This window comes from Priestia megaterium (assembly GCF_009497655.1).
Taxonomy (GTDB): domain Bacteria; phylum Bacillota; class Bacilli; order Bacillales; family Bacillaceae_H; genus Priestia; species Priestia zanthoxyli.
On record NZ_CP023317.1, the window covers coordinates 189,724 to 213,147 of the forward strand.

The 23,424-nt window shown below is 41.3% G+C and carries 23 protein-coding genes, 13 tRNA genes and 3 rRNA genes; 35 read left to right on the forward strand and 4 right to left on the reverse strand.

The features are described from left to right. Positions 1–164 precede the first annotated feature (164 nt). The 11 genes from CEQ83_RS01040 (at position 165) to CEQ83_RS01090 (ending at position 8,081) form a co-directional block, all read left to right on the forward strand. Positions 165–446, forward strand: a complete 282-nt coding sequence (locus tag CEQ83_RS01040; protein ID WP_013055003.1) for a CopG family ribbon-helix-helix protein — start codon at positions 165–167, stop codon at positions 444–446. 4 nt (positions 447–450) lie between these two features. Continuing rightward, complete coding sequence (ndoA, locus tag CEQ83_RS01045) at positions 451–801, forward strand: type II toxin-antitoxin system endoribonuclease NdoA (protein WP_013055004.1); 351 nt, start codon at positions 451–453, stop codon at positions 799–801. Positions 802–958: 157 nt separating this feature from the next. Continuing rightward, positions 959–1,795, forward strand: a complete 837-nt coding sequence (locus CEQ83_RS01050) for an RsbT co-antagonist protein RsbRA (protein WP_013055005.1) — start codon at positions 959–961, stop codon at positions 1,793–1,795. Positions 1,796–1,797: 2 nt separating this feature from the next. Then, positions 1,798–2,154: an STAS domain-containing protein gene (locus CEQ83_RS01055; protein WP_013055006.1), complete on the forward strand. Its 357-nt coding sequence runs from the start codon at positions 1,798–1,800 to the stop codon at positions 2,152–2,154. A 3-nt stretch (positions 2,155–2,157) separates the two neighbouring features. Then, on the forward strand, positions 2,158–2,559 hold the full coding sequence (locus CEQ83_RS01060; protein ID WP_013055007.1) for an anti-sigma regulatory factor: 402 nt from the start codon (positions 2,158–2,160) through the stop codon (positions 2,557–2,559). 13 nt (positions 2,560–2,572) lie between these two features. Next, positions 2,573–3,583, forward strand: coding sequence for a PP2C family protein-serine/threonine phosphatase (locus CEQ83_RS01065; RefSeq protein ID WP_155016969.1), 1,011 nt, complete (start codon positions 2,573–2,575; stop codon positions 3,581–3,583). Between the two features lie 59 nt (positions 3,584–3,642). Beyond that, entirely contained in the window at positions 3,643–3,975 is a 333-nt protein-coding gene (locus tag CEQ83_RS01070; protein WP_013055009.1) for an anti-sigma factor antagonist, read from the forward strand. Then, positions 3,972–4,457 carry an anti-sigma B factor RsbW gene (gene rsbW, locus CEQ83_RS01075; protein WP_025753516.1) on the forward strand — a complete coding sequence of 162 codons (486 nt, stop codon included), beginning with the start codon at positions 3,972–3,974 and terminating at the stop codon, positions 4,455–4,457. Before CEQ83_RS01070 ends, rsbW begins: the two co-directional genes overlap by 4 nt. After that, the gene (gene sigB, locus CEQ83_RS01080) at positions 4,423–5,217 is read left to right on the forward strand and encodes an RNA polymerase sigma factor SigB (protein WP_013055011.1); all 795 of its coding nucleotides are present in this window, start codon (positions 4,423–4,425) and stop codon (positions 5,215–5,217) included. The genes rsbW and sigB overlap by 35 nt, the downstream gene beginning before the upstream one ends. Further along, positions 5,217–5,822 (forward strand): PP2C family serine/threonine-protein phosphatase, encoded by a 606-nt coding sequence (locus CEQ83_RS01085; RefSeq protein ID WP_033580804.1) that lies wholly within the window; start codon positions 5,217–5,219, stop codon positions 5,820–5,822. Before sigB ends, CEQ83_RS01085 begins: the two co-directional genes overlap by 1 nt. An 84-nt stretch (positions 5,823–5,906) precedes the next feature. Further along, positions 5,907–8,081 (forward strand): Tex family protein, encoded by a 2,175-nt coding sequence (locus CEQ83_RS01090; RefSeq protein WP_098113854.1) that lies wholly within the window; start codon positions 5,907–5,909, stop codon positions 8,079–8,081. Positions 8,082–8,138: 57 nt separating this feature from the next. Here the strand turns inward: CEQ83_RS01090 and cmpA are convergent, their stop codons facing one another. Then, positions 8,139–8,255: a cortex morphogenetic protein CmpA gene (gene cmpA, locus CEQ83_RS01095; RefSeq protein ID WP_013055014.1), complete on the reverse strand. Its 117-nt coding sequence runs from the start codon at positions 8,253–8,255 to the stop codon at positions 8,139–8,141. A 109-nt stretch (positions 8,256–8,364) separates the two neighbouring features. Between cmpA and CEQ83_RS01100 the strand changes: the two genes are divergently transcribed. The 21 genes from CEQ83_RS01100 to tsaD all read left to right on the forward strand — a co-directional run bounded on the left by CEQ83_RS01100 (position 8,365) and on the right by tsaD (position 18,038). After that, complete coding sequence (locus CEQ83_RS01100; protein WP_028411875.1) at positions 8,365–8,814, forward strand: SprT family protein; 450 nt, start codon at positions 8,365–8,367, stop codon at positions 8,812–8,814. Between the two features lie 134 nt (positions 8,815–8,948). Next, positions 8,949–9,023, forward strand: a tRNA-Asn gene (locus tag CEQ83_RS01105). Positions 9,024–9,026: 3 nt separating this feature from the next. After that, positions 9,027–9,117, forward strand: a tRNA-Ser gene (locus CEQ83_RS01110). Positions 9,118–9,126: 9 nt separating this feature from the next. Continuing rightward, positions 9,127–9,201, forward strand: a tRNA-Glu gene (locus tag CEQ83_RS01115). A gap of 24 nt (positions 9,202–9,225) precedes the next feature. After that, a tRNA-Val gene (locus tag CEQ83_RS01120) sits at positions 9,226–9,301 on the forward strand. A 29-nt stretch (positions 9,302–9,330) separates the two neighbouring features. Next, positions 9,331–9,406: transfer RNA gene (locus tag CEQ83_RS01125), tRNA-Asp, on the forward strand. Positions 9,407–9,417: 11 nt separating this feature from the next. Continuing rightward, positions 9,418–9,492: transfer RNA gene (locus tag CEQ83_RS01130), tRNA-Gln, on the forward strand. Between the two features lie 4 nt (positions 9,493–9,496). Beyond that, positions 9,497–9,569: transfer RNA gene (locus tag CEQ83_RS01135), tRNA-Lys, on the forward strand. A 12-nt stretch (positions 9,570–9,581) separates the two neighbouring features. Continuing rightward, a tRNA-Leu gene (locus CEQ83_RS01140) sits at positions 9,582–9,664 on the forward strand. A gap of 22 nt (positions 9,665–9,686) precedes the next feature. After that, positions 9,687–9,772, forward strand: a tRNA-Leu gene (locus CEQ83_RS01145). Between the two features lie 90 nt (positions 9,773–9,862). Then, a tRNA-Arg gene (locus CEQ83_RS01150) sits at positions 9,863–9,939 on the forward strand. Between the two features lie 4 nt (positions 9,940–9,943). Next, positions 9,944–10,017 (forward strand) — tRNA-Gly (locus CEQ83_RS01155). Between the two features lie 81 nt (positions 10,018–10,098). Further along, positions 10,099–11,650: ribosomal RNA gene (locus tag CEQ83_RS01160) — 16S ribosomal RNA — on the forward strand. A gap of 225 nt (positions 11,651–11,875) precedes the next feature. Beyond that, positions 11,876–14,811, forward strand: a 23S ribosomal RNA gene (locus tag CEQ83_RS01165). A gap of 68 nt (positions 14,812–14,879) precedes the next feature. Continuing rightward, positions 14,880–14,995 (forward strand): 5S ribosomal RNA (rrf, locus tag CEQ83_RS01170). The 16S, 23S and 5S rRNA genes sit together here with 13 tRNA genes alongside, the layout of an rRNA operon. A gap of 24 nt (positions 14,996–15,019) precedes the next feature. Next, a tRNA-Met gene (locus CEQ83_RS01175) sits at positions 15,020–15,096 on the forward strand. A 4-nt stretch (positions 15,097–15,100) separates the two neighbouring features. Next, a tRNA-Asp gene (locus CEQ83_RS01180) sits at positions 15,101–15,176 on the forward strand. 220 nt (positions 15,177–15,396) lie between these two features. Then, positions 15,397–15,867 carry a tRNA (adenosine(37)-N6)-threonylcarbamoyltransferase complex ATPase subunit type 1 TsaE gene (gene tsaE / locus CEQ83_RS01185; RefSeq protein ID WP_013081426.1) on the forward strand — a complete coding sequence of 157 codons (471 nt, stop codon included), beginning with the start codon at positions 15,397–15,399 and terminating at the stop codon, positions 15,865–15,867. Next, positions 15,864–16,562 (forward strand): tRNA (adenosine(37)-N6)-threonylcarbamoyltransferase complex dimerization subunit type 1 TsaB, encoded by a 699-nt coding sequence (gene tsaB / locus CEQ83_RS01190; RefSeq protein ID WP_028412695.1) that lies wholly within the window; start codon positions 15,864–15,866, stop codon positions 16,560–16,562. Before tsaE ends, tsaB begins: the two co-directional genes overlap by 4 nt. A gap of 13 nt (positions 16,563–16,575) precedes the next feature. After that, complete coding sequence (gene rimI, locus CEQ83_RS01195) at positions 16,576–17,025, forward strand: ribosomal protein S18-alanine N-acetyltransferase (protein WP_028412696.1); 450 nt, start codon at positions 16,576–16,578, stop codon at positions 17,023–17,025. Further along, positions 17,022–18,038, forward strand: a complete 1,017-nt coding sequence (gene tsaD / locus CEQ83_RS01200; protein WP_080754517.1) for a tRNA (adenosine(37)-N6)-threonylcarbamoyltransferase complex transferase subunit TsaD — start codon at positions 17,022–17,024, stop codon at positions 18,036–18,038. The genes rimI and tsaD overlap by 4 nt, the downstream gene beginning before the upstream one ends. 255 nt (positions 18,039–18,293) lie before the next feature. Here the strand turns inward: tsaD and CEQ83_RS01205 are convergent, their stop codons facing one another. After that, positions 18,294–20,228: an ABC-F family ATP-binding cassette domain-containing protein gene (locus CEQ83_RS01205; protein ID WP_155016970.1), complete on the reverse strand. Its 1,935-nt coding sequence runs from the start codon at positions 20,226–20,228 to the stop codon at positions 18,294–18,296. 458 nt (positions 20,229–20,686) lie between these two features. Here CEQ83_RS01205 and CEQ83_RS01210 point away from each other — a divergent pair, with 458 nt between their 5' ends. From CEQ83_RS01210 to tatC, 3 genes are read left to right on the forward strand one after another with little or no spacing between them, the layout of a single operon-like run. Next, on the forward strand, positions 20,687–21,325 hold the full coding sequence (locus CEQ83_RS01210) for a redox-sensing transcriptional repressor Rex (protein ID WP_155008815.1): 639 nt from the start codon (positions 20,687–20,689) through the stop codon (positions 21,323–21,325). Between the two features lie 53 nt (positions 21,326–21,378). Continuing rightward, the gene (tatA, locus tag CEQ83_RS01215) at positions 21,379–21,564 is read left to right on the forward strand and encodes a twin-arginine translocase TatA/TatE family subunit (RefSeq protein WP_013055022.1); all 186 of its coding nucleotides are present in this window, start codon (positions 21,379–21,381) and stop codon (positions 21,562–21,564) included. A gap of 15 nt (positions 21,565–21,579) precedes the next feature. Continuing rightward, positions 21,580–22,335 (forward strand): twin-arginine translocase subunit TatC, encoded by a 756-nt coding sequence (gene tatC, locus CEQ83_RS01220; protein WP_013055023.1) that lies wholly within the window; start codon positions 21,580–21,582, stop codon positions 22,333–22,335. Between the two features lie 26 nt (positions 22,336–22,361). On the opposite strand, the gene CEQ83_RS01225 is transcribed toward tatC, so the two are convergent. Together CEQ83_RS01225 and CEQ83_RS01230 are read right to left on the reverse strand one after the other, a co-directional pair. Then, positions 22,362–22,589 (reverse strand): YdiK family protein, encoded by a 228-nt coding sequence (locus CEQ83_RS01225; RefSeq protein ID WP_013055024.1) that lies wholly within the window; start codon positions 22,587–22,589, stop codon positions 22,362–22,364. Next, the gene (locus tag CEQ83_RS01230; protein WP_028412699.1) at positions 22,586–23,314 is read right to left on the reverse strand and encodes a CPBP family intramembrane glutamic endopeptidase; all 729 of its coding nucleotides are present in this window, start codon (positions 23,312–23,314) and stop codon (positions 22,586–22,588) included. The genes CEQ83_RS01225 and CEQ83_RS01230 overlap by 4 nt, the downstream gene beginning before the upstream one ends. Positions 23,315–23,424 lie beyond the last annotated feature (110 nt).

Below are 23,424 nucleotides of genomic sequence, written 5' to 3' on the forward strand. Positions count from 1 at the left end.
AACAAAAGACAATAAAATAATAACTTCCATGCATAAAAGAGGGTATCAATTGACGATAATAGTGTAGAAATTGACAGAATTAACTTTCCATTAAAGCTAATCAATGTTATGATAAGGAAAGATGAGACTATTGGTGTGTGTATTGATGTTGGAGGTGTATGTTTGTGTCTGAAGCGAGCGCAACTACAGAAATCCTAGTAAGATTACCGAAAAATTTAGTATCGGAGCTCGATCTTATGGTTAAACAAGAAAATGGCAACCGAAGTGATTTTATTCACCAAGCAACAAAATTGTACCTTCGTGAGCGAAAAAAACGCCATATTCGCGAATCAATGAGACGTGGATATATGGAGATGGCAAAGATAAACTTAAATATTGCTTCCGAGGCTTTTCTAGCAGAGTATGAAGCTGATCATACTGTGGATCGTTTAGTAAGCGGGGGGTAATGACTTGGTAGTCAAACGTGGCGACGTTTATTTTGCTGACCTATCTCCTGTTGTTGGCTCAGAACAAGGAGGCGTTCGCCCTGTACTTGTCATTCAAAATGATATAGGCAATCGTTTTAGCCCAACTGTTATTGTAGCTGCGATCACTGCTCAAATTCAAAAGGCAAAGTTACCTACGCATGTTGAAATTGATGCAAAGCGCTATGGATTTGAGCGAGATTCAGTTATTTTACTAGAACAAATTCGTACTATTGATAAACAGAGGCTAACAGACAAGATTACCCATTTAGATGATGAAATGATGGACAGAGTGGATGAAGCCTTGCAAATCAGTGTAGGACTTATCGACTTTTAGAATTATACTTCCATTTATGCTAAGTTGCTCCTTTATGAGCAACTTTTTTAATTTGACTAGGAATAATCAGTAAACGTATATTGTAATAAGAAACGTTTTAAAAATGATAATATATATATAGATATAAATGAGTGTATTGACTCACAAGGAGGACCTCATGAATCAAGATTTATTCAATTATATACAAAATCATAAATCAGAAATTTTTGATCGATGGCTAGTGTTAATGAATGATGTGGAAACAGAGCGGATTAAAAACATTGTATCCGAGCAAGTGTACGTAAATGTAAGCTCTGATTTTGTAAATTTACTTTTGGCAAAAGCATTCCGTGATCAGGAAAATTTTGCAGAGGAACTAGAGGAAGTAGTAGGACGAGTTGTGAGTTTAGGATGGCCTCTTGCTTATTTGACACAGGGTGTACGTAACTTGGGTCATGTAGTGGTTGAAGGGTATGTAAACAGTGAACATGTAAAGGCTGATCAAACTCATTCTGAATTATTCTATCGGTTTGACAAGTGGTTAAGCCCTATTTATAACAAAATAGTAGAACAATACTCCAACTCGTGGGAAAATACAGTTATGTTGCAAAAAGTTGCACTTCAAGAATTGTCTGCTCCATTAATACCGGTATTTGATAAAATTACGGTAATGCCGCTTGTGGGAACAATTGACACCGATCGTGCAAAGAAAATTATGGAAAACTTACTGCAAGGTGTCGTAAAGCACCGATCAGAGGTCGTATTAATAGATATTACCGGAGTACCAGTAGTGGATACGATGGTTGCCCATCATATCATTCAAGCTGCTGAAGCCGTACGTTTGGTTGGAGCCAAGTGTTTGTTAGTAGGAATTCGTCCGGAAATTGCTCAGACTATTGTGAACTTAGGTATTAACTTAAATGAAATTATTACGAAAAACTCATTAAAAAAAGGTGTAGAGTTTGCGTTAGAAATGACTGAGCGGAAAATAGTTGATATAGAATCGGAGGAATAAACGTGAGAATACCCATTTTGAAATTGTACGACTACTTATTGGTATCCATTCAATGGGAGCTGGATGATCAAACGGCTATTCAATTCCAAGAAGATTTGCTAAGTAAAATTCATCAAACTGGAGCAAAAGGAGTGGTAATCGATTTAACTTCAATTGATATGATCGATTCATTCATCGCAAAAGTGTTAGGTGACGTGGTTAGCATGTCTAATTTGATGGGGGCCAGAGTAGTATTAACAGGTATCCAGCCTGCAGTAGCTATTACACTTGTTGAGTTAGGGATTGGCCTAAACGATGTTCTTACTGCACTCGATTTAGAAAAAGGTCTTGAGAAACTCCAATCGGAATTGGGGGATTAGTATATGGAATTCCAATCCAGCGTAAAAATCGTAACAGAATGGGACATCGTAGCGGCACGCCAATTAGGTAGAAATGTGTCGAAAGAGCTAGGGTTTGGAACAGTTGACCAAGCTCGTATTACAACCGCCATTTCTGAATTAGCTCGTAATATTTACCTATATGCGGGTAAGGGTCAAATCTATATTGAGAAATTAAATCGTGGAGGAAAAAACGGTCTTCTTGTCGTAGCAACAGATGAAGGGCCAGGTATCCCCGACGTTCGCAAAGTAATGGAAGATGGATACTCAACATCGGGTGGACTAGGAGCTGGGCTTCCTGGGGTAAAACGATTGATGGATGAGTTTGACATCGAAACAAATGTCGGAGAAGGTACTGAGATTAAAGCAGTTAAGTGGCTCCGGTAGGAGGAAATAGATAATGTCTTTTGATAAAGAGATGAGAGATTTATACAAAGATATTTTGGGGAACTATATCCAAACACAAAATGAACAAATTTTGTATCAAGGACAAAAACTAAGTAGAAAATCTTTAGAGAATGAAATATCGCCAGAAGATATTGTGAGCATTCATAAAGAAGTGATTGAAGAAATTTATTCTGATATTCCAGAAAAAGTGCTGCATTCTCTGGACTTTTTACTTGAGGTAATGATTAGCTACGGTCTTGCTCTTCGTGAGCATCAAACATTAAAAAATAAGCAGCGGGAACTTCGTTCTGAAATCGAAGTTGCCGCTAACGTCCAGCAGACGCTGTTAGGGACAAAGGTTCCGGCTAGTTCAACTTTAGAAATTGGCGCGATTAGCGTACCTGCTAAACAGATGAACGGAGATTATTTTCACTTTGTAGAAGAAGAGCACGGTGGATTAAGTATTGCCATTGCCGATGTGATCGGAAAAGGAATTCCAGCTGCAATGTGTATGTCTATGATCAAGTATGCAATGGACAGCTTACCGGACTCAAGAAAAAATCCAAGTTACGTATTGGAGAACTTGAATAATATTGTAGAGAGAAACGTAGATCCAAGTATGTTTATTACGATGTTCTACGGAAGTTATAATCCCGAGACAAACTTATTTGATTATGCATCTGCAGGGCATGAGCCAGGCTTTTATTATGATGCCAAAGCTGATTCATTTGAAGATTTGGAAGCAAAAGGACTCGTGCTAGGAGTCGATCGCCATGTGAAATATCTTCAGTACGAGCAGCAGCTTTCAAAAGGCGATATGATTGTTCTGTTAACAGATGGTGTAACAGAATGCAGAACTGAAGAAGGATTTATCGAAAGATTGGACATCATAAAATTAATTCAAAAATACATGCATTTGTCTCCTCAAGAAATTGTAGAATCTGTATATAAAGAGCTGGAAAAATTACAGCATTTTCAATTGAGAGATGACTTTACATTGATTATTTTGAAGAGTTTAGTTTAAGTATTCTAAATAAGGGTACAGAAAAGATAGCACAAAATTAGAGGGGGTCTACTAATACGATGAATTTAAAAATAGATATACAAAAGGACGGTCAAGCATATCGTATTAAGCTGGCTGGAGAGATTGACGCATATACAGCACCTAAGCTAAAAGAAAAGTTCATGGAAATTACTGAACATACTGAACCGGAAATTATAGTCGATTTAACCGATGTATCATACATGGATAGTACAGGACTAGGTGTATTTATTGCATTGTTAAAAGCCAATAAGAAAAATAACGGCTCTTTGAAATTTGTTGGTGTATCAGAGCGCATCAAGCGCTTATTTGATATTACGGGCCTCACAGACATTTTAAACGTGAATTCACAAGTAGAAGGTGGCGTAAAATGAAACAGCCTTATGACTTTGTTGAGATGAAGATTCCTGCTAAGCCAGACTATGTAGCGATTATTCGACTGACGCTGTCTGGTGTAGCGAACCGGATGGGTTTTTCTTATGATGAAATTGAAGATATGAAAATTGCTGTGAGTGAGGCATGTACAAATGCCGTACAGCATGCTTACAAGAGTGAAGAAAATGGTGAAGTGAGAGTAGGTTTTGGTTTATTTGATGACCGTTTAGAAATCATGGTGGTCGATAAAGGCGAAAGCTTTAATTTTGAAGAGCTTAAGGAACATATAGGACCTTATGAAACATCAAAAGAAGTTGAATTTCTTCCTGAAGGTGGACTTGGTTTATATTTAATTGAAACACTAATGGACGAAGTGAAAATGGTCAATTCAAAAGGTGTAACGCTAATGATGACTAAGTATGTGCAAAGAGAGCAGGTGGAGAGTGATGAAAACACAGTCTCAACCTATGAAATTAACTAAAGAACAGGTTCAGGAACGAATTGAGCGCTTTCAAAAAACGCAGGATGAAGAAGCACAAAGTGATCTAGTAGTACATTACAAGAACCTTGTTGAATCTATTGCACGTCGTTATTCAAAAGGCAGAAGCTTACATGAAGATATTGTGCAGGTAGGGATGCTAGGACTGTTAGGAGCTATTAGAAGGTATGATGCTTCATTTGGAAGAAGTTTTGAATCGTTTGCTGTTCCTACAATCATTGGAGAGATTAAGCGATTTTTACGCGATAAAACGTGGAGTGTTCACGTACCGCGCCGCATCAAAGAATTAGGTCCTAAAATTAAAGCAGCTGTCGAAGAGCTAACAACCCGTTTACAGCGATCTCCTCAAGTAAAAGAAATTGCTGATCATATCGGAGTGACAGAGGAAGAAATTTTAGAAACGATGGAGATGGGGCAAAGTTATCAAGCGTTGTCTGTTGATCATTCTATTGAAGCAGACTCTGATGGAAGTACTGTTACAATCCTTGATTTAGTAGGTGAACAAGAGTCGGGTTATGAGAAAACTGATCAGCGCTTAGTGTTAGAAAAGATTCTTCATGTATTAAGCGATAGAGAAAAAGAAGTAATTCGCTATACATTTATTGAAAATCTGAGTCAAAAAGATGCCGGTGAGAAATTAGGGATTTCTCAAATGCATGTATCTCGACTGCAAAGAAGAGCTCTTGATAAGCTAAGGACTGCAGCTCGCTCAGATTCTAACGATTCGGAGTATATGTCGTGATGACAGTAGACCCGAATACAAAGTCGATTCAAACTCATATATATCAAGAGCCAAAGCAAGGGAACGTGTGTTGTGGAGATAGTTACTATGTCAAAGAAACGGATGATTATTTTCTATGTGCAGTGGCAGATGGATTAGGAAGCGGTGAACAAGCCAGAGCCGCTTCTGTAGCTGTTACGGATGTAGCGAAAGCTCATCATCATCTAGATGTAGATGAGATCATTTCTAAGTGCAACAAGGCTACTCGACATACAAGAGGCGCAGCAGTAGCTATTTTGAAAATTGATAAAAAACATAACGAATTTCATTACACAAATGTAGGTAATATCCGCTTTTATCTGTATTCTCCGGAGGGGAAATTAACGTACCCTCTGCCAATTCAAGGTTTTTTATCAGGGAAAATTCAAAAGTTCCGCACACAAACCTTCCCATATGACTCCGGTTCTAAATTTTTGATTCATACAGATGGCTTAGAATTAAAAGAGATTAAATCTGTTTTTGCTAACTCGATGAATGTCGATCAATTGTCGACACGCCTACAGGCAGCAATTCGATCTCATAATGACGATATTACGTATATCGCTGGTCATCTTCCAACTGCATAGCCTTTCTTTTTAGCTCACATGTGTTATTGCATGTGAGTTTTGTTACAATAGAGACAAAGTTTCATTTAGGTAGGAGGATAAGCTGTGTCTGTTGCAACGAAATTAGATAATCAAATTGTTCAACGTGTAAGTAAAGAGGTAGAGATTTCACACAAGCAAGTACAAAACGTAATTGCTTTAGTAGAAGATGGTAATACAGTTCCCTTTATTGCTCGATATAGAAAAGAACAAACTGGTGCTTTGGATGAAGTCCAAATCCGGAATATTTTAGATTCCTGGAACTATTTAATGAATTTAGAGGAGCGTAAACAGGAAGTTCACCGATTAATTGAAGAGCAAGGGAAATTAACTGAGGAACTGTCTGCTCAAATTCATCAAGCGAAGAAATTGCAGCAAGTAGAAGATTTATACCGCCCTTTTAAGCAAAAACGACGTACAAAAGCAACTGTAGCAAAAGAAAAAGGTCTTGAACCATTAGCACAGTGGCTACTAAGTTTCCCGAATTCTGACGTGAACATTGAAGCGCAAACATACATAAATGAAGAAGCAGGAGTTCAATCTTCTGACGAAGCTATTCAGGGAGCCCTAGACATTGTAGCGGAACAAATTTCTGACGAAGCATCTTACCGTCAATGGATTCGTACGACCACTGTAAAAGATGGCATAATTGTTACTTCAGTCAAAGATCCGGAAAAAGATGGAAAAAATATCTATGAAATGTACTATGAATATACAGAAGCGGTAAAGCGAATCGTTCCTCACCGTATTTTAGCTATGAATAGAGGAGAAAAAGACGGTATTTTAAAAGTGAGTATTGACGCGCCTACAGATCGTATTCTTTCATATTTACATAAAGAAGTAATCAAGAAAAGGGATTCTTCAGCTGAAGGTTATATCATCTCAGCTATAGAAGATGCTTATAAACGCTTAATAGAACCATCTATTGAACGCGAAATTCGTAAAGACCTATCAGAAAAAGCGGAAGAAAGAGCCATTCACATCTTTTCTGAAAACTTACGAAAACTTCTTCTCCAACCTCCATTGAAAGGGAAAGTGGTATTAGGAGTAGATCCAGCTTTTCGAACAGGCTGCAAATTAGCTGTAGTAGATGAAACAGGCAAGGTATTAAAAATTGATGTTATTTATCCACATCCTCCTGTGAGAAAAGCAGCTGAAGCACAAAATAAATTAAAGAAAATGTTCGCTGAATACCCTATTGAAGTAGTGGCAATTGGAAATGGAACGGCATCTCGCGAAACGGAGCAATTTGTAGCGGATGTTCTTAAAGAAATTGAAAACCCAGTTTATTATTTGATTGTGAATGAAGCGGGAGCAAGCGTATATTCGGCTTCTGATGTTGCTAGAGAAGAATTCCCTGATTTTCAAGTAGAAGAGCGAAGCGCTGTATCGATTGCCAGAAGGCTGCAAGATCCGCTGGCTGAGCTTGTGAAAATCGATCCTAAGTCGGTAGGAGTAGGGCAATATCAGCATGATGTGTCTCAAAAGCAATTAAATGATTCACTGACTTTTATTGTAGAGACAGTAGTAAACCAAGTAGGAGTGAATGCAAACACGGCTTCTGCTTCGCTTCTACAATACGTTGCTGGTCTAAATAAGACAGTTGCTCAAAACATTGTAAAATATCGGGATGAAAACGGAAAATTCTCTAACCGAAAACAGTTGAAGAAAATTCCGCGTCTAGGGGCTAAAACATATGAGCAGTGTATTGGGTTTTTACGTATTATAGAAGGTGAAGAACCTTTAGACAGAACGGGTATCCATCCTGAAACATATGGAGACGTTAAAAAGCTTTTAAAGAAAGCGGAAGTGAAAGAGACTGAACTTGGAACGGAGAAAGTAAAAGAAGCATTAAAACATATTTCTTTACCCGAAATATCAGAAGAACTAAGTATAGGGGAGCTTACTTTAAAAGACATTATAGAAGCGCTCGTAAGACCGGAAAGAGATCCTCGTGATGAACTGCCAAAACCTTTGCTCCGTCAGGATATTTTGAAGCTAGAGGATCTAGCAAAAGGTATTCAGCTTGAAGGAACGGTGCGAAACGTCGTAGACTTCGGAGCGTTCATCGATATAGGAGTTAAGCAAGACGGTCTAGTCCATATTTCTAAATTAACGAATCGGTACGTTAAGCATCCCCTCGATGTCGTTTCAGTAGGAGATTTGGTGAATGTGTGGGTAGAAGACGTAGATATGAAAAAAGGAAGAGTTGCACTGACGATGATTCCGCCCCATCAATAATAAAATTGCCTTTTCAGATTTTCTGAAAAGGCAATTTTATTTGTAAAAAGAAGTGATTTAAGAAGCGGAATTATTTTTTTGATAAAAAAACCAACATTGGTTGAGCAATTTTATTTGTGCACGGTCTTTTTCAGAATAAGCGCGCCTCATTTGTTTTTGTAGCCACATTGGCATAAGGACAATCACTCCTTTTCATTTATGATAAGGTGAATAGTGAGTATGTAATGAAGTGTATGCCCCAAGAGCTAGTCAGGTGATTTCATACAGTAGAGGAGTATGTAAGATGAATGATAAGGATTTACAAATACTTGTAGAAGAAATTTCATTGAAGCTGTTTCACAAACCATTTCGTCATGAAGCCACTTTTAATTCTCGGTTACGTACGACAGGCGGAAGGTATTTGTTACGTACATCTAATATAGAAGTAAACTACAAATACTTTGAACAATATGGCACACAAGAAATAGTAGAAATTATTAAACATGAGCTCTGTCACTATCATTTGCATATTGAGGGGAAAGGGTATAAGCATGGAGATCAAGACTTTAAAAGGTTAATGAAAGAAGTAGATGCACCTCGATTTTGTCAGGCATTGAAAAAAGAAAGTGATGGAAAGAAAAAAGAGCACATATATGTATGTATGCAGTGTGATCAAAAATATGTTCGAAAAAGAAAAGTGAACACAGTTAAATATGTTTGTGGGAAGTGTAAAGGTAAATTAAAAAAAATGTAGAAGATGCTTGACTAAAATAGATTCATTATGGTAAATTAATAAAGCCGTCTCAAATAAACGGCAAAGAAATTACAAAAACTTATTGACATTACATATAATGTCGATTACAATGTAAGAAGTCTGATAAATATTATTCCACAGTAGCTCAGTGGTAGAGCTATCGGCTGTTAACCGATCGGTCGTAGGTTCGAGTCCTACCTGTGGAGCCATATGGAGAAGTACTCAAGTGGCTGAAGAGGCGCCCCTGCTAAGGGTGTAGGTCGTGTAAGCGGCGCGAGGGTTCAAATCCCTCCTTCTCCGCCATTTTATAATGGCCCGTTGGTCAAGCGGTTAAGACACCGCCCTTTCACGGCGGTAACACGGGTTCGAATCCCGTACGGGTCACCATTGATTTTTATTTACATATCCTGTGGAGGATTAGCTCAGCTGGGAGAGCACCTGCCTTACAAGCAGGGGGTCGGCGGTTCGATCCCGTCATCCTCCACCATTTTGACTGTTTCATACATAATTTTGGATGGTCCCGTGGTGTAGCGGTTAACATGCCTGCCTGTCACGCAGGAGATCGCGGGTTCGATTCCCGTCGGGACCGCCATTTTAAATTATTGGGCTATCGCCAAGCGGTAAGGCAACGGATTTTGATTCCGTCATGCGTTGGTTCGAATCCAGCTAGCCCAGCCATAAAGAGCCATTAGCTCAGTTGGTAGAGCATCTGACTTTTAATCAGAGGGTCGAAGGTTCGAGTCCTTCATGGCTCATTTTCATTTCTTGCGGGTGTGGCGGAATTGGCAGACGCGCTAGACTTAGGATCTAGTGTCTTTACGACGTGGGGGTTCAAGTCCCTTCACCCGCATCTTATTCATTTTATGTATTTAGCGGTCGTGGCGGAATGGCAGACGCGCTAGGTTGAGGGCCTAGTGGGGGCGACCCCGTGGAGGTTCAAGTCCTCTCGGCCGCACCAAAAAAACTTTTTAAAAAAGTATTGACATAAGAAAATAGAAATGATATTATAATAAAGTCGCCAAAACAACGGCGGTAAACATCATAAGAAGCGCCCGTAGCTCAATTGGATAGAGCGTTTGACTACGGATCAAAAGGTTAGGGGTTCGACTCCTCTCGGGCGCGCCATATTGCGGGTGTAGTTTAGTGGTAAAACCTCAGCCTTCCAAGCTGATGTCGTGAGTTCGATTCTCATCACCCGCTCCAAATATATTGAACTTTGAAAACTGAACAAAGCGACAAACGTCAACGTTAATTTTTATTTTTTAAATGAGCAAGTCAAACATTTCTTCGGAGAGTTTGATCCTGGCTCAGGATGAACGCTGGCGGCGTGCCTAATACATGCAAGTCGAGCGAACTGATTAGAAGCTTGCTTCTATGACGTTAGCGGCGGACGGGTGAGTAACACGTGGGCAACCTGCCTGTAAGACTGGGATAACTTCGGGAAACCGAAGCTAATACCGGATAGGATCTTCTCCTTCATGGGAGATGATTGAAAGATGGTTTCGGCTATCACTTACAGATGGGCCCGCGGTGCATTAGCTAGTTGGTGAGGTAACGGCTCACCAAGGCAACGATGCATAGCCGACCTGAGAGGGTGATCGGCCACACTGGGACTGAGACACGGCCCAGACTCCTACGGGAGGCAGCAGTAGGGAATCTTCCGCAATGGACGAAAGTCTGACGGAGCAACGCCGCGTGAGTGATGAAGGCTTTCGGGTCGTAAAACTCTGTTGTTAGGGAAGAACAAGTACGAGAGTAACTGCTCGTACCTTGACGGTACCTAACCAGAAAGCCACGGCTAACTACGTGCCAGCAGCCGCGGTAATACGTAGGTGGCAAGCGTTATCCGGAATTATTGGGCGTAAAGCGCGCGCAGGCGGTTTCTTAAGTCTGATGTGAAAGCCCACGGCTCAACCGTGGAGGGTCATTGGAAACTGGGGAACTTGAGTGCAGAAGAGAAAAGCGGAATTCCACGTGTAGCGGTGAAATGCGTAGAGATGTGGAGGAACACCAGTGGCGAAGGCGGCTTTTTGGTCTGTAACTGACGCTGAGGCGCGAAAGCGTGGGGAGCAAACAGGATTAGATACCCTGGTAGTCCACGCCGTAAACGATGAGTGCTAAGTGTTAGAGGGTTTCCGCCCTTTAGTGCTGCAGCTAACGCATTAAGCACTCCGCCTGGGGAGTACGGTCGCAAGACTGAAACTCAAAGGAATTGACGGGGGCCCGCACAAGCGGTGGAGCATGTGGTTTAATTCGAAGCAACGCGAAGAACCTTACCAGGTCTTGACATCCTCTGACAACTCTAGAGATAGAGCGTTCCCCTTCGGGGGACAGAGTGACAGGTGGTGCATGGTTGTCGTCAGCTCGTGTCGTGAGATGTTGGGTTAAGTCCCGCAACGAGCGCAACCCTTGATCTTAGTTGCCAGCATTTAGTTGGGCACTCTAAGGTGACTGCCGGTGACAAACCGGAGGAAGGTGGGGATGACGTCAAATCATCATGCCCCTTATGACCTGGGCTACACACGTGCTACAATGGATGGTACAAAGGGCTGCAAGACCGCGAGGTCAAGCCAATCCCATAAAACCATTCTCAGTTCGGATTGTAGGCTGCAACTCGCCTACATGAAGCTGGAATCGCTAGTAATCGCGGATCAGCATGCCGCGGTGAATACGTTCCCGGGCCTTGTACACACCGCCCGTCACACCACGAGAGTTTGTAACACCCGAAGTCGGTGGAGTAACCGTAAGGAGCTAGCCGCCTAAGGTGGGACAGATGATTGGGGTGAAGTCGTAACAAGGTAGCCGTATCGGAAGGTGCGGCTGGATCACCTCCTTTCTAAGGATTTTTACATGACGTACGTTTTGACACTTTGTTCAGTTTTGAGAGTTCAATCTCTCAATTATAGAAAGCATACTACTTTCTTCTTATTAGATAAGAAGAATTTTGGTTGCGATTGTTCTTTGAAAACTAGATAACAGTAATTGCTGAGGAAAAGTGAAACTTTTCTTTAATCAAACCAATAAATAACACAACTTTATGTTGTACCATTTATTCGCTAATGGTTAAGTTAGAAAGGGCGCACGGTGAATGCCTTGGCACTAGGAGCCGATGAAGGACGGGACTAACACCGATATGCTTCGGGGAGCTGTAAGTGAGCTTTGATCCGGAGATTTCCGAATGGGGAAACCCACTGTTCGTAATGGAACAGTATCTTTATCTGAATACATAGGATATTGAAGGCAGACCCGGGGAACTGAAACATCTAAGTACCCGGAGGAAGAGAAAGCAAATGCGATTTCCTGAGTAGCGGCGAGCGAAACGGAATTAGCCCAAACCAAGAGGCTTGCCTCTTGGGGTTGTAGGACACTCTATACGGAGTTACAAAGGAACGAAGTAAATGAAGCGACCTGGAAAGGTCCGTCGAAGAAGGTAACAACCCTGTAGTTGAAACTTCGTTCCCTCTTGAGTGGATCCTGAGTACGGCGGAACACGTGAAATTCCGTCGGAAGCTGGGAGGACCATCTCCCAAGGCTAAATACTACCTAGTGACCGATAGTGAACCAGTACCGTGAGGGAAAGGTGAAAAGCACCCCGGAAGGGGAGTGAAAGAGATCCTGAAACCGTGTGCCTACAAGTAGTCAGAGCCCGTTAACGGGTGATGGCGTGCCTTTTGTAGAATGAACCGGCGAGTTACGATCCCATGCAAGGTTAAGCTGATAAGGCGGAGCCGTAGCGAAAGCGAGTCTGAATAGGGCGTTTAGTATGTGGTTGTAGACCCGAAACCAGGTGATCTACCCATGTCCAGGGTGAAGTTCAGGTAACACTGAATGGAGGCCCGAACCCACGCACGTTGAAAAGTGCGGGGATGAGGTGTGGGTAGCGGAGAAATTCCAATCGAACCTGGAGATAGCTGGTTCTCTCCGAAATAGCTTTAGGGCTAGCCTCATGTTGTGAGAGTCTTGGAGGTAGAGCACTGATTGGACTAGGGGCCCCCAACGGGTTACCGAATTCAGTCAAACTCCGAATGCCAAAGACTTATCCATGGGAGTCAGACTGCGAGTGATAAGATCCGTAGTCAAAAGGGAAACAGCCCAGACCACCAGCTAAGGTCCCCAAGTATACGTTAAGTGGAAAAGGATGTGGAGTTGCTTAGACAACCAGGATGTTGGCTTAGAAGCAGCCACCATTTAAAGAGTGCGTAATAGCTCACTGGTCGAGTGACTCTGCGCCGAAAATGTACCGGGGCTAAACGTATCACCGAAGCTGTGGATTGACATCTTTGATGTCAGTGGTAGGAGAGCGTTCTAAGTGCTGTGAAGTCAGACCGTAAGGACTGGTGGAGCGCTTAGAAGTGAGAATGCCGGTATGAGTAGCGAAAGACAAGTGAGAATCTTGTCCACCGAATGCCTAAGGTTTCCTGAGGAAGGCTCGTCCGCTCAGGGTTAGTCGGGACCTAAGCCGAGGCTGAAAAGCGTAGGCGATGGCCAACAGGTTGATATTCCTGTACCACCTCCCCGCCGTTTGAGTAATGGGGGGACGCAGTAGGATAGGGTAAGCGCGCTGCTGGATATGCGCGTTCAAGCAGTTAGGCTGATGAGTAGGCAAATCCGCTCATCATAAAGGCTGAGCTGTGATGACGAGGGAATTATAGTACCGAAGTTCCTGATTCCACACTGCCAAGAAAAGCCTCTAGCGAGGCGGGAGGTGCCCGTACCGCAAACCGACACAGGTAGGCGAGGAGAGAATCCTAAGGTGATCGAGAGAACTCTCGTTAAGGAACTCGGCAAAATGACCCCGTAACTTCGGGAGAAGGGGTGCTCTGGTAGGGTGTATAGCCCGAGAGAGCCGCAGTGAATAGGCCCAGGCGACTGTTTAGCAAAAACACAGGTCTCTGCGAAGCCGCAAGGCGAAGTATAGGGGCTGACGCCTGCCCGGTGCTGGAAGGTTAAGAGGAGGGGTTATCCTTTGGGAGAAGCTCTGAATCGAAGCCCCAGTAAACGGCGGCCGTAACTATAACGGTCCTAAGGTAGCGAAATTCCTTGTCGGGTAAGTTCCGACCCGCACGAAAGGCGTAACGATCTGGGCACTGTCTCAACGAGAGACTCGGTGAAATTATAGTACCTGTGAAGATGCAGGTTACCCGCGACAGGACGGAAAGACCCCGTGGAGCTTTACTGTAGCCTGATATTGAATTTTGGTACAGCTTGTACAGGATAGGTAGGAGCCTGAGAAGCCGGAGCGCTAGCTTCGGTGGAGGCGTCGGTGGGATACTACCCTGGCTGTATTGAAATTCTAACCCGCGGCCCTGATCGGGCCGGGAGACAGTGTCAGGTGGGCAGTTTGACTGGGGCGGTCGCCTCCTAAAATGTAACGGAGGCGCCCAAAGGTTCCCTCAGAATGGTTGGAAATCATTCGTAGAGTGTAAAGGCACAAGGGAGCTTGACTGCGAGACCTACAAGTCGAGCAGGGACGAAAGTCGGGCTTAGTGATCCGGTGGTTCCGCATGGAAGGGCCATCGCTCAACGGATAAAAGCTACCCCGGGGATAACAGGCTTATCTCCCCCAAGAGTCCACATCGACGGGGAGGTTTGGCACCTCGATGTCGGCTCATCGCATCCTGGGGCTGTAGTCGGTCCCAAGGGTTGGGCTGTTCGCCCATTAAAGCGGTACGCGAGCTGGGTTCAGAACGTCGTGAGACAGTTCGGTCCCTATCCGTCGTGGGCGTAGGAAATTTGAGAGGAGCTGTCCTTAGTACGAGAGGACCGGGATGGACACACCGCTGGTGTACCAGTTGTCTTGCCAAAGGCATCGCTGGGTAGCTATGTGTGGACGGGATAAGTGCTGAAAGCATCTAAGCATGAAGCCCCCCTCAAGATGAGATTTCCCATAGCGCAAGCTAGTAAGATCCCTGAAAGATGATCAGGTTGATAGGTCAGAGGTGGAAGCGTGGCGACATGTGTAGCTGACTGATACTAATCGATCGAGGACTTAACCAAACTTTAAAAGCGTAAGCTTTACTCAGCAAACTGTTACCTAGTTTTGAGAGAATAATCTCATATAAATGTCTAGTGATAATGGCAAAGAGGTCACACCCGTTCCCATACCGAACACGGAAGTTAAGCTCTTTAGCGCCGATGGTAGTTGGGACTTTGTCCCTGTGAGAGTAGGACATCGCTAGGCATTTTTATTTTGCTTTTTTATCATCGCGGGGTGGAGCAGTTCGGTAGCTCGTCGGGCTCATAACCCGAAGGTCGCAGGTTCAAATCCTGTCCCCGCAACCAACATGGTCCCGTGGTGTAGCGGTTAACATGCCTGCCTGTCACGCAGGAGATCGCGGGTTCGATTCCCGTCGGGACCGCCATGTTTTAGAAACGAAACAATGTGTTTCGTCTTTTTTATTGTTTGAACCATTTTTATATAAAACTTTACCGTCCTTAGGAGCAATCCTAAGGAATTTTTTATATACAAAGAAATTTCTTTGTAGAATTGCGATGTTAAAGATTGTTGGATTTCTTACTGGATATGTATAGTCCACAACGTTTACAATATATATATACAGATTGAAATGAGGTTCTGAATGAATGACAGAGATTAATGAATTTACGTTTATGTCTACGTCTCCTGATGAAACTAATCAGCTGGCTGCTCGTCTAGCAACTTTATTAGAAGCTGGTGACGTGCTGCTGCTTGAAGGTGATTTGGGAGCTGGAAAGACAACATTCACAAAAAGTTTAGCTAAAGGCTTAGGAATTGAACGCAATGTGAATAGCCCGACATTTACTATCATTAAAGAATACAAAAGCGGTCGCCTTCCTCTTTACCATATGGATGTGTACCGTCTAGGGGATGAATTTGAAGACCTAGGGTTCGATGAGTATTTTGAAGGAGATGGCGTGACGGTCGTGGAGTGGGCTCACCTGATTGAAGAGCAGCTTCCTAATGAATATATTCAAATCAATATTTACCATGAAAACGAAACGACTCGTAAAATCCTTGTAAAAGCGATAGGCAGTCGGTACGTTGAAATATGTAAGGAGCTTTTTAAAAGATGAAAATGTTAGCCATTGATACATCCAATTTTGTCATGGGTGTTGCTGTCGTTGAAGAAAACAAAGTAATTGGAGAAATTATTACGAATCTAAAAAAGAATCACTCTGTTCGTGTGATGAACGCTGTGGAATCTTTGTTAAAAGATTGTGATATTGCGCCAAGCGAGCTAGACCGTATTGTAGTGGCACACGGTCCCGGGTCCTATACCGGTGTACGCATTGGTGTTACCATTGCCAAGACACTTGCTTGGACTTTAAATATTCCTTTAATAGGTGTATCTAGCCTTGAGGCACTAGCAGCAAACGGTCGTTATTTTGATGGATATATTGCTCCGTTATTTGATGCGCGCCGTCAGCAGCTTTATACAGGACTATATGAATGGAATAACGAACGAGGTCTTGTAGAAGTTGAAAGTGATCGACTTGTTATTAATAAGGACTGGGCGGAACATTTAAAGTCATACAACAAACCTATTTTATTCATAGGCAATGATCTTTCCATGCATGAAGAGGCGTTAAAAGAAGTGTTGAGTGAACAAGCTGTATTTGCCCATGTTCAGCAGTTTAACCCAAGACCAAGTGAATTGGCTTTCTTAGGAATGAAGAAAGAGCCGCAGTCTGTGCATACTTTTGTTCCGAACTACATTCGTTTAGCTGAAGCAGAAGCCAACTGGCTTGCTTCACAGCAAAAAGGATAAAAGAAGGTATAACATGAAACTAACAATTAAGTTTCGTTTAATGGAAGTTAAAGATATTGATCAAGTAGTGAAAATCGAAGAGAAGTCTTTTACGACACCTTGGAGTGCAGAAGCATTTCAAAATGAGTTAACCAATAATCAATTTTCAACTTACATTGTGATGGAAGAAGGAGAAAATATTATTGGTTATTGTGGAACGTGGATTGTTATTGACGAAGCACATGTAACCAACATTGCGCTATTGCCAGACTACCGAGGCAAGGGACTCGGTGAATTGCTGCTCCGCAACGTGATGGACGTTCTTCGAAAACTAGGTGCTACGTCAATGACATTAGAAGTTAGGGTATCTAATCATATTGCACAATCATTGTATCAAAAGCTAGGTTTTAAACCTGGAGGTATTCGTAAGAATTATTATTCTGATAACAATGAGGATGCATTAGTTATGTGGGTGAATTTATGAATGAAAATCAATTAATTTTAGCATTAGAAACAAGCTGTGATGAGACAGCAGCAGCTGTGATTCGAAACGGTCATGAAATTGTAGCCAATGTGGTGGCCTCTCAAATAGAAAGCCATAAACGATTTGGCGGTGTCGTACCGGAAATTGCATCTCGTCATCATGTAGAACAAATTACAGTAGTAGTTGAAGAAACTTTAAATCAAGCGAACTTGACGTTTGCAGATATAGATGCAATAGCTGTAACGGAAGGACCAGGGCTTGTGGGAGCACTTCTTATTGGCGTAAATGCAGCCAAAGCGCTAGCATTTGCACATCAAAAGCCATTAATTGGTGTTCATCATATTGCAGGACATATTTATGCAAATCAGCTAATCAAAAAACTAGAATTCCCGCTCTTATCGCTAGTTGTATCTGGCGGGCATACGGAGCTTGTATACATGGAAAGTCACGGTCATTTTAAAGTGATCGGTGAAACAAGAGATGATGCAGCAGGAGAAGCCTACGATAAAGTAGCCCGCACGTTAAACCTTCCATATCCAGGCGGACCTCATATTGACCGCCTTGCACATGAAGGAGAGCCATTAATTGATTTGCCGCGTGCTTGGCTAGAAGAAGGATCCTATGATTTTAGTTTCAGTGGATTAAAATCAGCAGTTATTAACACTGTCCACAATGCGAAGCAAAAAGGTGAAGAGATTCTTCCACAAACACTTGCTGCTAGCTTTCAAGCGAGTGTCATTGATGTGTTAGTAACTAAAACGATTAAAGCTGCAAAGGAATATAACGTTAAGCAAGTTTTATTAGCAGGAGGAGTTGCTGCTAATAAAGGGCTTAGAGCAGCGCTAGAAGAGGCATTTGAACCCCTATCAAATATTGAGCTTATTATCCCGCCGCTATCTCTATGTACGGATAATGCCGCAATGATTGGAGCAGCAGCAAGCGTACGATTTGCTCAAGGAAAACGTTCAGATATGTCATTAAATGCAAACCCCGGTTTGGACTTGGAAGAGTAAGTGACGAATGAGATTTATTTCTCATTCGTCTTTTTTTGTGGATAAAAATGATTTATCAACAATATTCAATAAATTTAGAATTGACTGTGGATAATTATGTGGAAAAGTCCGTGCACTCAGTACACGGACCTGTTATCAACAAGTTTTAATTATGAAAATCAGACAGATATCCACTATTTATTCACAGAGTGGATAAAGCTTGCTCTTAAGCGCATGAACAAGTAAATAGGATGAATAGATACGCAAAAATATAGGCTACTCTTCTAGAAGCAGCTGTAATTCTTCCCACTCTTCCATTAATGTGGATAACTGTGAAGAAATTTTTTCATTTTCACCGTTTAATCTTGATACTTCTTCGTGATTTTGATAAATTTCAGGGTCACAAAGAAGTTCTTCATTCGCCGCTTGGGCGGCTTCTAATTTGTTTACTTCAGTTTCAATTTCTTCAATGCGGCGCGTTCGCTGTCTCATCAATTTCTTTTGTTCTTTATCTTGTTTATAGGACTGTTTATCTACTTTTACCGTACGTTCTTCGTTTGCTTTTATATTTTCTAATTCTTTGATTTCCTCTATTTCTGCTTTCTTTTCTACATAATAGTCATAATCTCCAAGAAATTCTTCTACTCCTTCAGGAGATAGCTCTGCTATTTTATTGGCAATACGATTAATAAAATAACGGTCATGTGAAACAAATAATAGAGTCCCTGGGTAATCAATTAACGCATTCTCCAGTACTTGTTTGCTATCTAAATCAAGATGGTTAGTAGGTTCATCCAAAATTAAGAAGTTAGCTTTTTGAAGCATAAGCTTCGCAAGAGCCAAACGTGCTTTTTCACCACCGCTGAGCGTGGAAACGATTTTCAGTACATCATCACCTGAAAACAGAAAATTTCCAAGCGCTGTACGGATTTCTTTTTCAGGTTTGGCTGGGTAGTCATCCCAAAGTTCATTTAAAACGGTTTTATTAGACGTTAAATTGGCTTGCTCTTGGTCGTAATAACCAACCATTACGTTTGAGCCAAAAGAAATGGTTCCAGTCTTGAAGCTTAGTTTATCCACAATACCTTTTAATAAAGTTGATTTCCCAACTCCATTAGGACCAACCAACGCAAGGCTTTCACCTTTTTTAATCCGAAGGTTTGCCTCTTGCACGACATATTTGTTTTCATCATACCCGATAGACACGTTTTCGAGATTTAAGACTTCATTTCCGCTTTGACGCTCAATTTCAAACGAAAAACTAGCTGATTTTTCACCTTCATTAGGTCGGTTTATTAACTCCATTCGATCGAGCTGTTTACGTCTGCTTTGCGCACGTTTTGTAGTCGACGCGCGGGCGATATTTCGCTGAATAAAATCATTCAGTTTTGCGACTTCATCTTGCTGCTTTTCGTACTGACGCAACTCTTTTTCATAGCGCTCGGCTTTTTGTACGAGGTATTTAGAGTAGTTGCCCGTGTACTTCACCGTTGTTTTTTGTACGACTTCATACACTTGATTTACGACTTTATCAAGGAAGTAACGATCGTGTGAAACAATTAAAATAGCTCCTTCATACCCTTGCAGAAACTGTTCCAGCCATGCTAAAGTTTCAATATCTAAGTGGTTGGTAGGCTCATCGAGAATAAGCAAGTCTGGCTTTGTTAAAAGCAGTTTTGCAAGAGCCAAGCGCGTTTTTTGCCCACCGCTCAAGGAGGAAATAGGGGTGCTATAGTCAAAGTTTGAAAAACGGAAACCGTGAAGAATAGATCGTGTATCCGCTTCATATTGATAGCCGCCTAAATCTTTGAACGTTACTTGAAGCTGATCGTACTCTTTGGTTAGTTTTTCGTATTGAACTGAATCATTAAAAATATCTGGATCGCCCATCTTCGTTTCAAGCGTACGTAATTCTTTTTCCATCTTCTTTAACGGAGCAAAGACAGTCATCATTTCTTCCCATATGGAGAGTGTTGACTCAAGAACTGTATCTTGTCCCATATAATCAATGGAAACACCCTTAGGTTTAATAATTTCTCCGCTGTCATAGGAAAGCTGCTCAGCAATAATTTTTAATAAAGTTGATTTACCAGCACCGTTTCGTCCCACTAGGGCAATGCGGTCTTTTGATTGTACTTCTAACTTTATATTCGATAAAATGGGTTCTGCCCCATAGTATTTTGTAATACCGTTCAATTGTAGAATAATCATTTTTTCACCTCTAGTAGTATATCCATAGTGTATTTTAACATATTTTTAACTACAAGTTCTTCCTACAAGCGTTTGTAATTTGTAGAGGGACAAGGACAAATGATGAAGCGAATGTTTTGATTCATGAAATAAAATGATTTTACCTGCACATTTTATACAGGATACTATGTTAAAATAAGAGATAAGTGCATCTCTGAACTTATCTATGATGGATGTGAAAAATCCGTCATGACTAACAAACGGATCCTTTGAAGGGCTAATTGCTTCGTTCTACATACCGACTTTAAGGAGTGCTGAATAGACAAAAGCCGTCGAGGTGTGAAGCGGAGTATATATAAAACAAGAGAAAAGAGAGAGAATTGGAAGCGCTACCTCAAAGCGGTTGATGCTTTGTGAAAGGTAATGCAATATGACTTGAAAATGTTAGTAATGACATACATGAACTGAGGGGGTACAACGTGAACACTGAACAATTAAAAATACCACAAGCAACGGCTAAACGATTGCCGCTTTATTATCGTTTTTTGAAAAATTTGCATGCTTCTGGTAAACAGCGTGTGTCGTCAGCGGAGTTAAGTGAGGCAGTGAAAGTGGATTCTGCTACTATTCGTCGGGACTTTTCTTACTTTGGTGCATTAGGAAAAAAGGGATACGGCTACAATGTGAATTATTTACTTACATTTTTCCGTAAAACGTTAGACCAAGATGAAGTAACGAAAGTAGCACTGATTGGCGTAGGGAATCTAGGAACGGCCTTTCTAAATTATAATTTTATTAAAAATAATAACACCAAAATTGAGTGCGCTTTTGATGTGATAGAAGAAAAAGTGGGTACAAAAGTGGGCGACGTGCCGGTCTATCATCTTGACCAATTGGAAGATTATATGAGTGATGACATCTCAGTAGCGATTTTAACCGTTCCTGCTACTGTTGCTCAGCAAATTACTGATCGTTTAGTGAGTTGCGGAATTAAAGGAATTTTAAACTTTACTCCTGCACGCTTAAACGTACCGGATGAGATTCGACTCCATCATATTGATCTTGCTGTAGAATTACAGTCGCTCGTCTACTTTTTGAAAAATTATCCTGTTGAATAAGGCGGACTGTGTTACGATTTCCTTAAGTCTAAATTAATAAGGAGAGTGGGAATATGGGGATTGGAGCAGGCAGTTGGATTATTATTGCGATTGTAGCACTGCTTATTTTTGGACCGAAACGGTTACCGGAGCTAGGAAGATCAGTGGGCCAAACGCTTAGAGAGTTTAAGCATGCCGCTAGCGGTGCATCAGAAGATCGTGAAAAAGATAAACAGCGTCAAGTAGATGACAAAGAGTAAAAGGGTGATCATAGTATGACCGAACAAGAAATGTCAATATATGATCATATAGGAGAGCTGCGAAAACGCATTTTAATTGTTTTATTTTTCTTTGTGATTGCCACAATTGGCGGCTTTTTTATAGCGGATAAGGTTATTGTCTATTTACAGCATGCTGATGAGGCAAAGAATTTAACGATGAATGCATTTCGGTTAACAGATCCAGTTAAGATTTATATGCAATTTGCTGTTATTATCGGCTGTGTACTTGCAGCTCCTGTTGCACTGTATCAACTTTGGGCATTTATTAGTCCTGGTTTATATGAAAAAGAGCGTAAGGTAACGCTTGGATATATTCCTGTTTCCATTTTTCTCTTTATCGGCGGTGTCTCTTTTTCTTATTTTGTGTTGTTTCCATTTGTCGTCGATTTTATGACGCGCGTTTCTGATGAGCTGAATGTAAACCAAGTGATTGGCATTAATGAGTACTTTTCTTTTTTAATGCAGCTCACACTGCCTTTTGGCCTGTTGTTTCAGCTTCCTGTCGTCGTGATGTTTTTGACGCGTTTAGGAATTATAACGCCTATGTTTTTATCTCAAATTCGAAAATATGCCTATTTCGTACTGCTAGTTATTGCCGCACTTATTACACCACCGGAATTGCTCTCGCACATGATGGTGACAGTGCCGCTCTTAATTTTGTATGAAATCAGCATCATTATTTCCCGCATTTCGTATCGCAAAGTGTTAAAGGCAAGGGCAGAGCAAGAAAGAGAAGATGTTAGTATGTAAAAAAAACCACTGAAACAGTGGTTTTTTTATTTGGATGAATCATCTTGATTTTTATATTGCTGCTGCAATTTTTTAATTTTGTAGTGCAAGATAAAGATGCGAACCGCAAACCTGAAATCGAATGCGGCTACGAGTGCAAATAAGATTGTGGGGAAATTCCAGACGGTTTCCTGGGCATTTTGAATTGCCAAGTAGGTGAATAAAATCCCCATAATAATATAAATAAACCCTCGTGTTAAAGGGATATTCTTCATAAAAACATGCCTCCAAAAATGAACTGCATTTGTTCTGCTTGTTTTTGCATTTCTATAATTTTATCTGCAAAAATAGTTTGAGATAAAATAACGATTGTATTCATCAAAACATGAGCAATAATAGGTACAACAATTAGTCTCGTCCTTGCATAAAGGAATGCAAATACAAATCCCATAGCTGTATACACAAGTAAATGTTTAAAATCCCAGTGTACCGCAGCGAAAATAAGGGAACTAATAAATGCAGAGATAAAGAAATTGTATCGTTTGTGAAGAGAACCAAAAATAATCTTTCGGAAAATAATCTCTTCTAGTATTGGTCCAATAACAGACGTAACGACAATAAGGAACGGCGTTGCTTTAACAAGATTAACAATATTTTGTGTGTTTTCAGATACTTGGGTAATGCCAAGAGCGTGCTCAATCATACCTGCTACAGCTTGACCAGCCATAGCGAGAAACACCCCAAGGACTGACCAGACAACAGCAATCGTTTTTCCAGCATGTTCTATACGCATGGACATGTCACGGCGCAGCAGCAGTAAGACAATAAGTAAACCAAGGATAAAGCTAATGATAGTCCAATAAGTCAAAAGCATGACATTCGCTGTTCGAACTGGATAGTCATCAAACATTCCTGTTAATTTTAACAGCGGTATACCAACAACTCCTGAAAACTGCATAAGGATGTAGGTGAGGATAACATACCAATAACGTTTTTCCAATCTTCTATACTCCTTTAAAAGGTTTTTATGTATATATGTCGAAGAAGTACTGTAAAGTTAGTAATTTCTTCTTGCTCGTATTGTAACATACATATTATTGAACAGAGAAA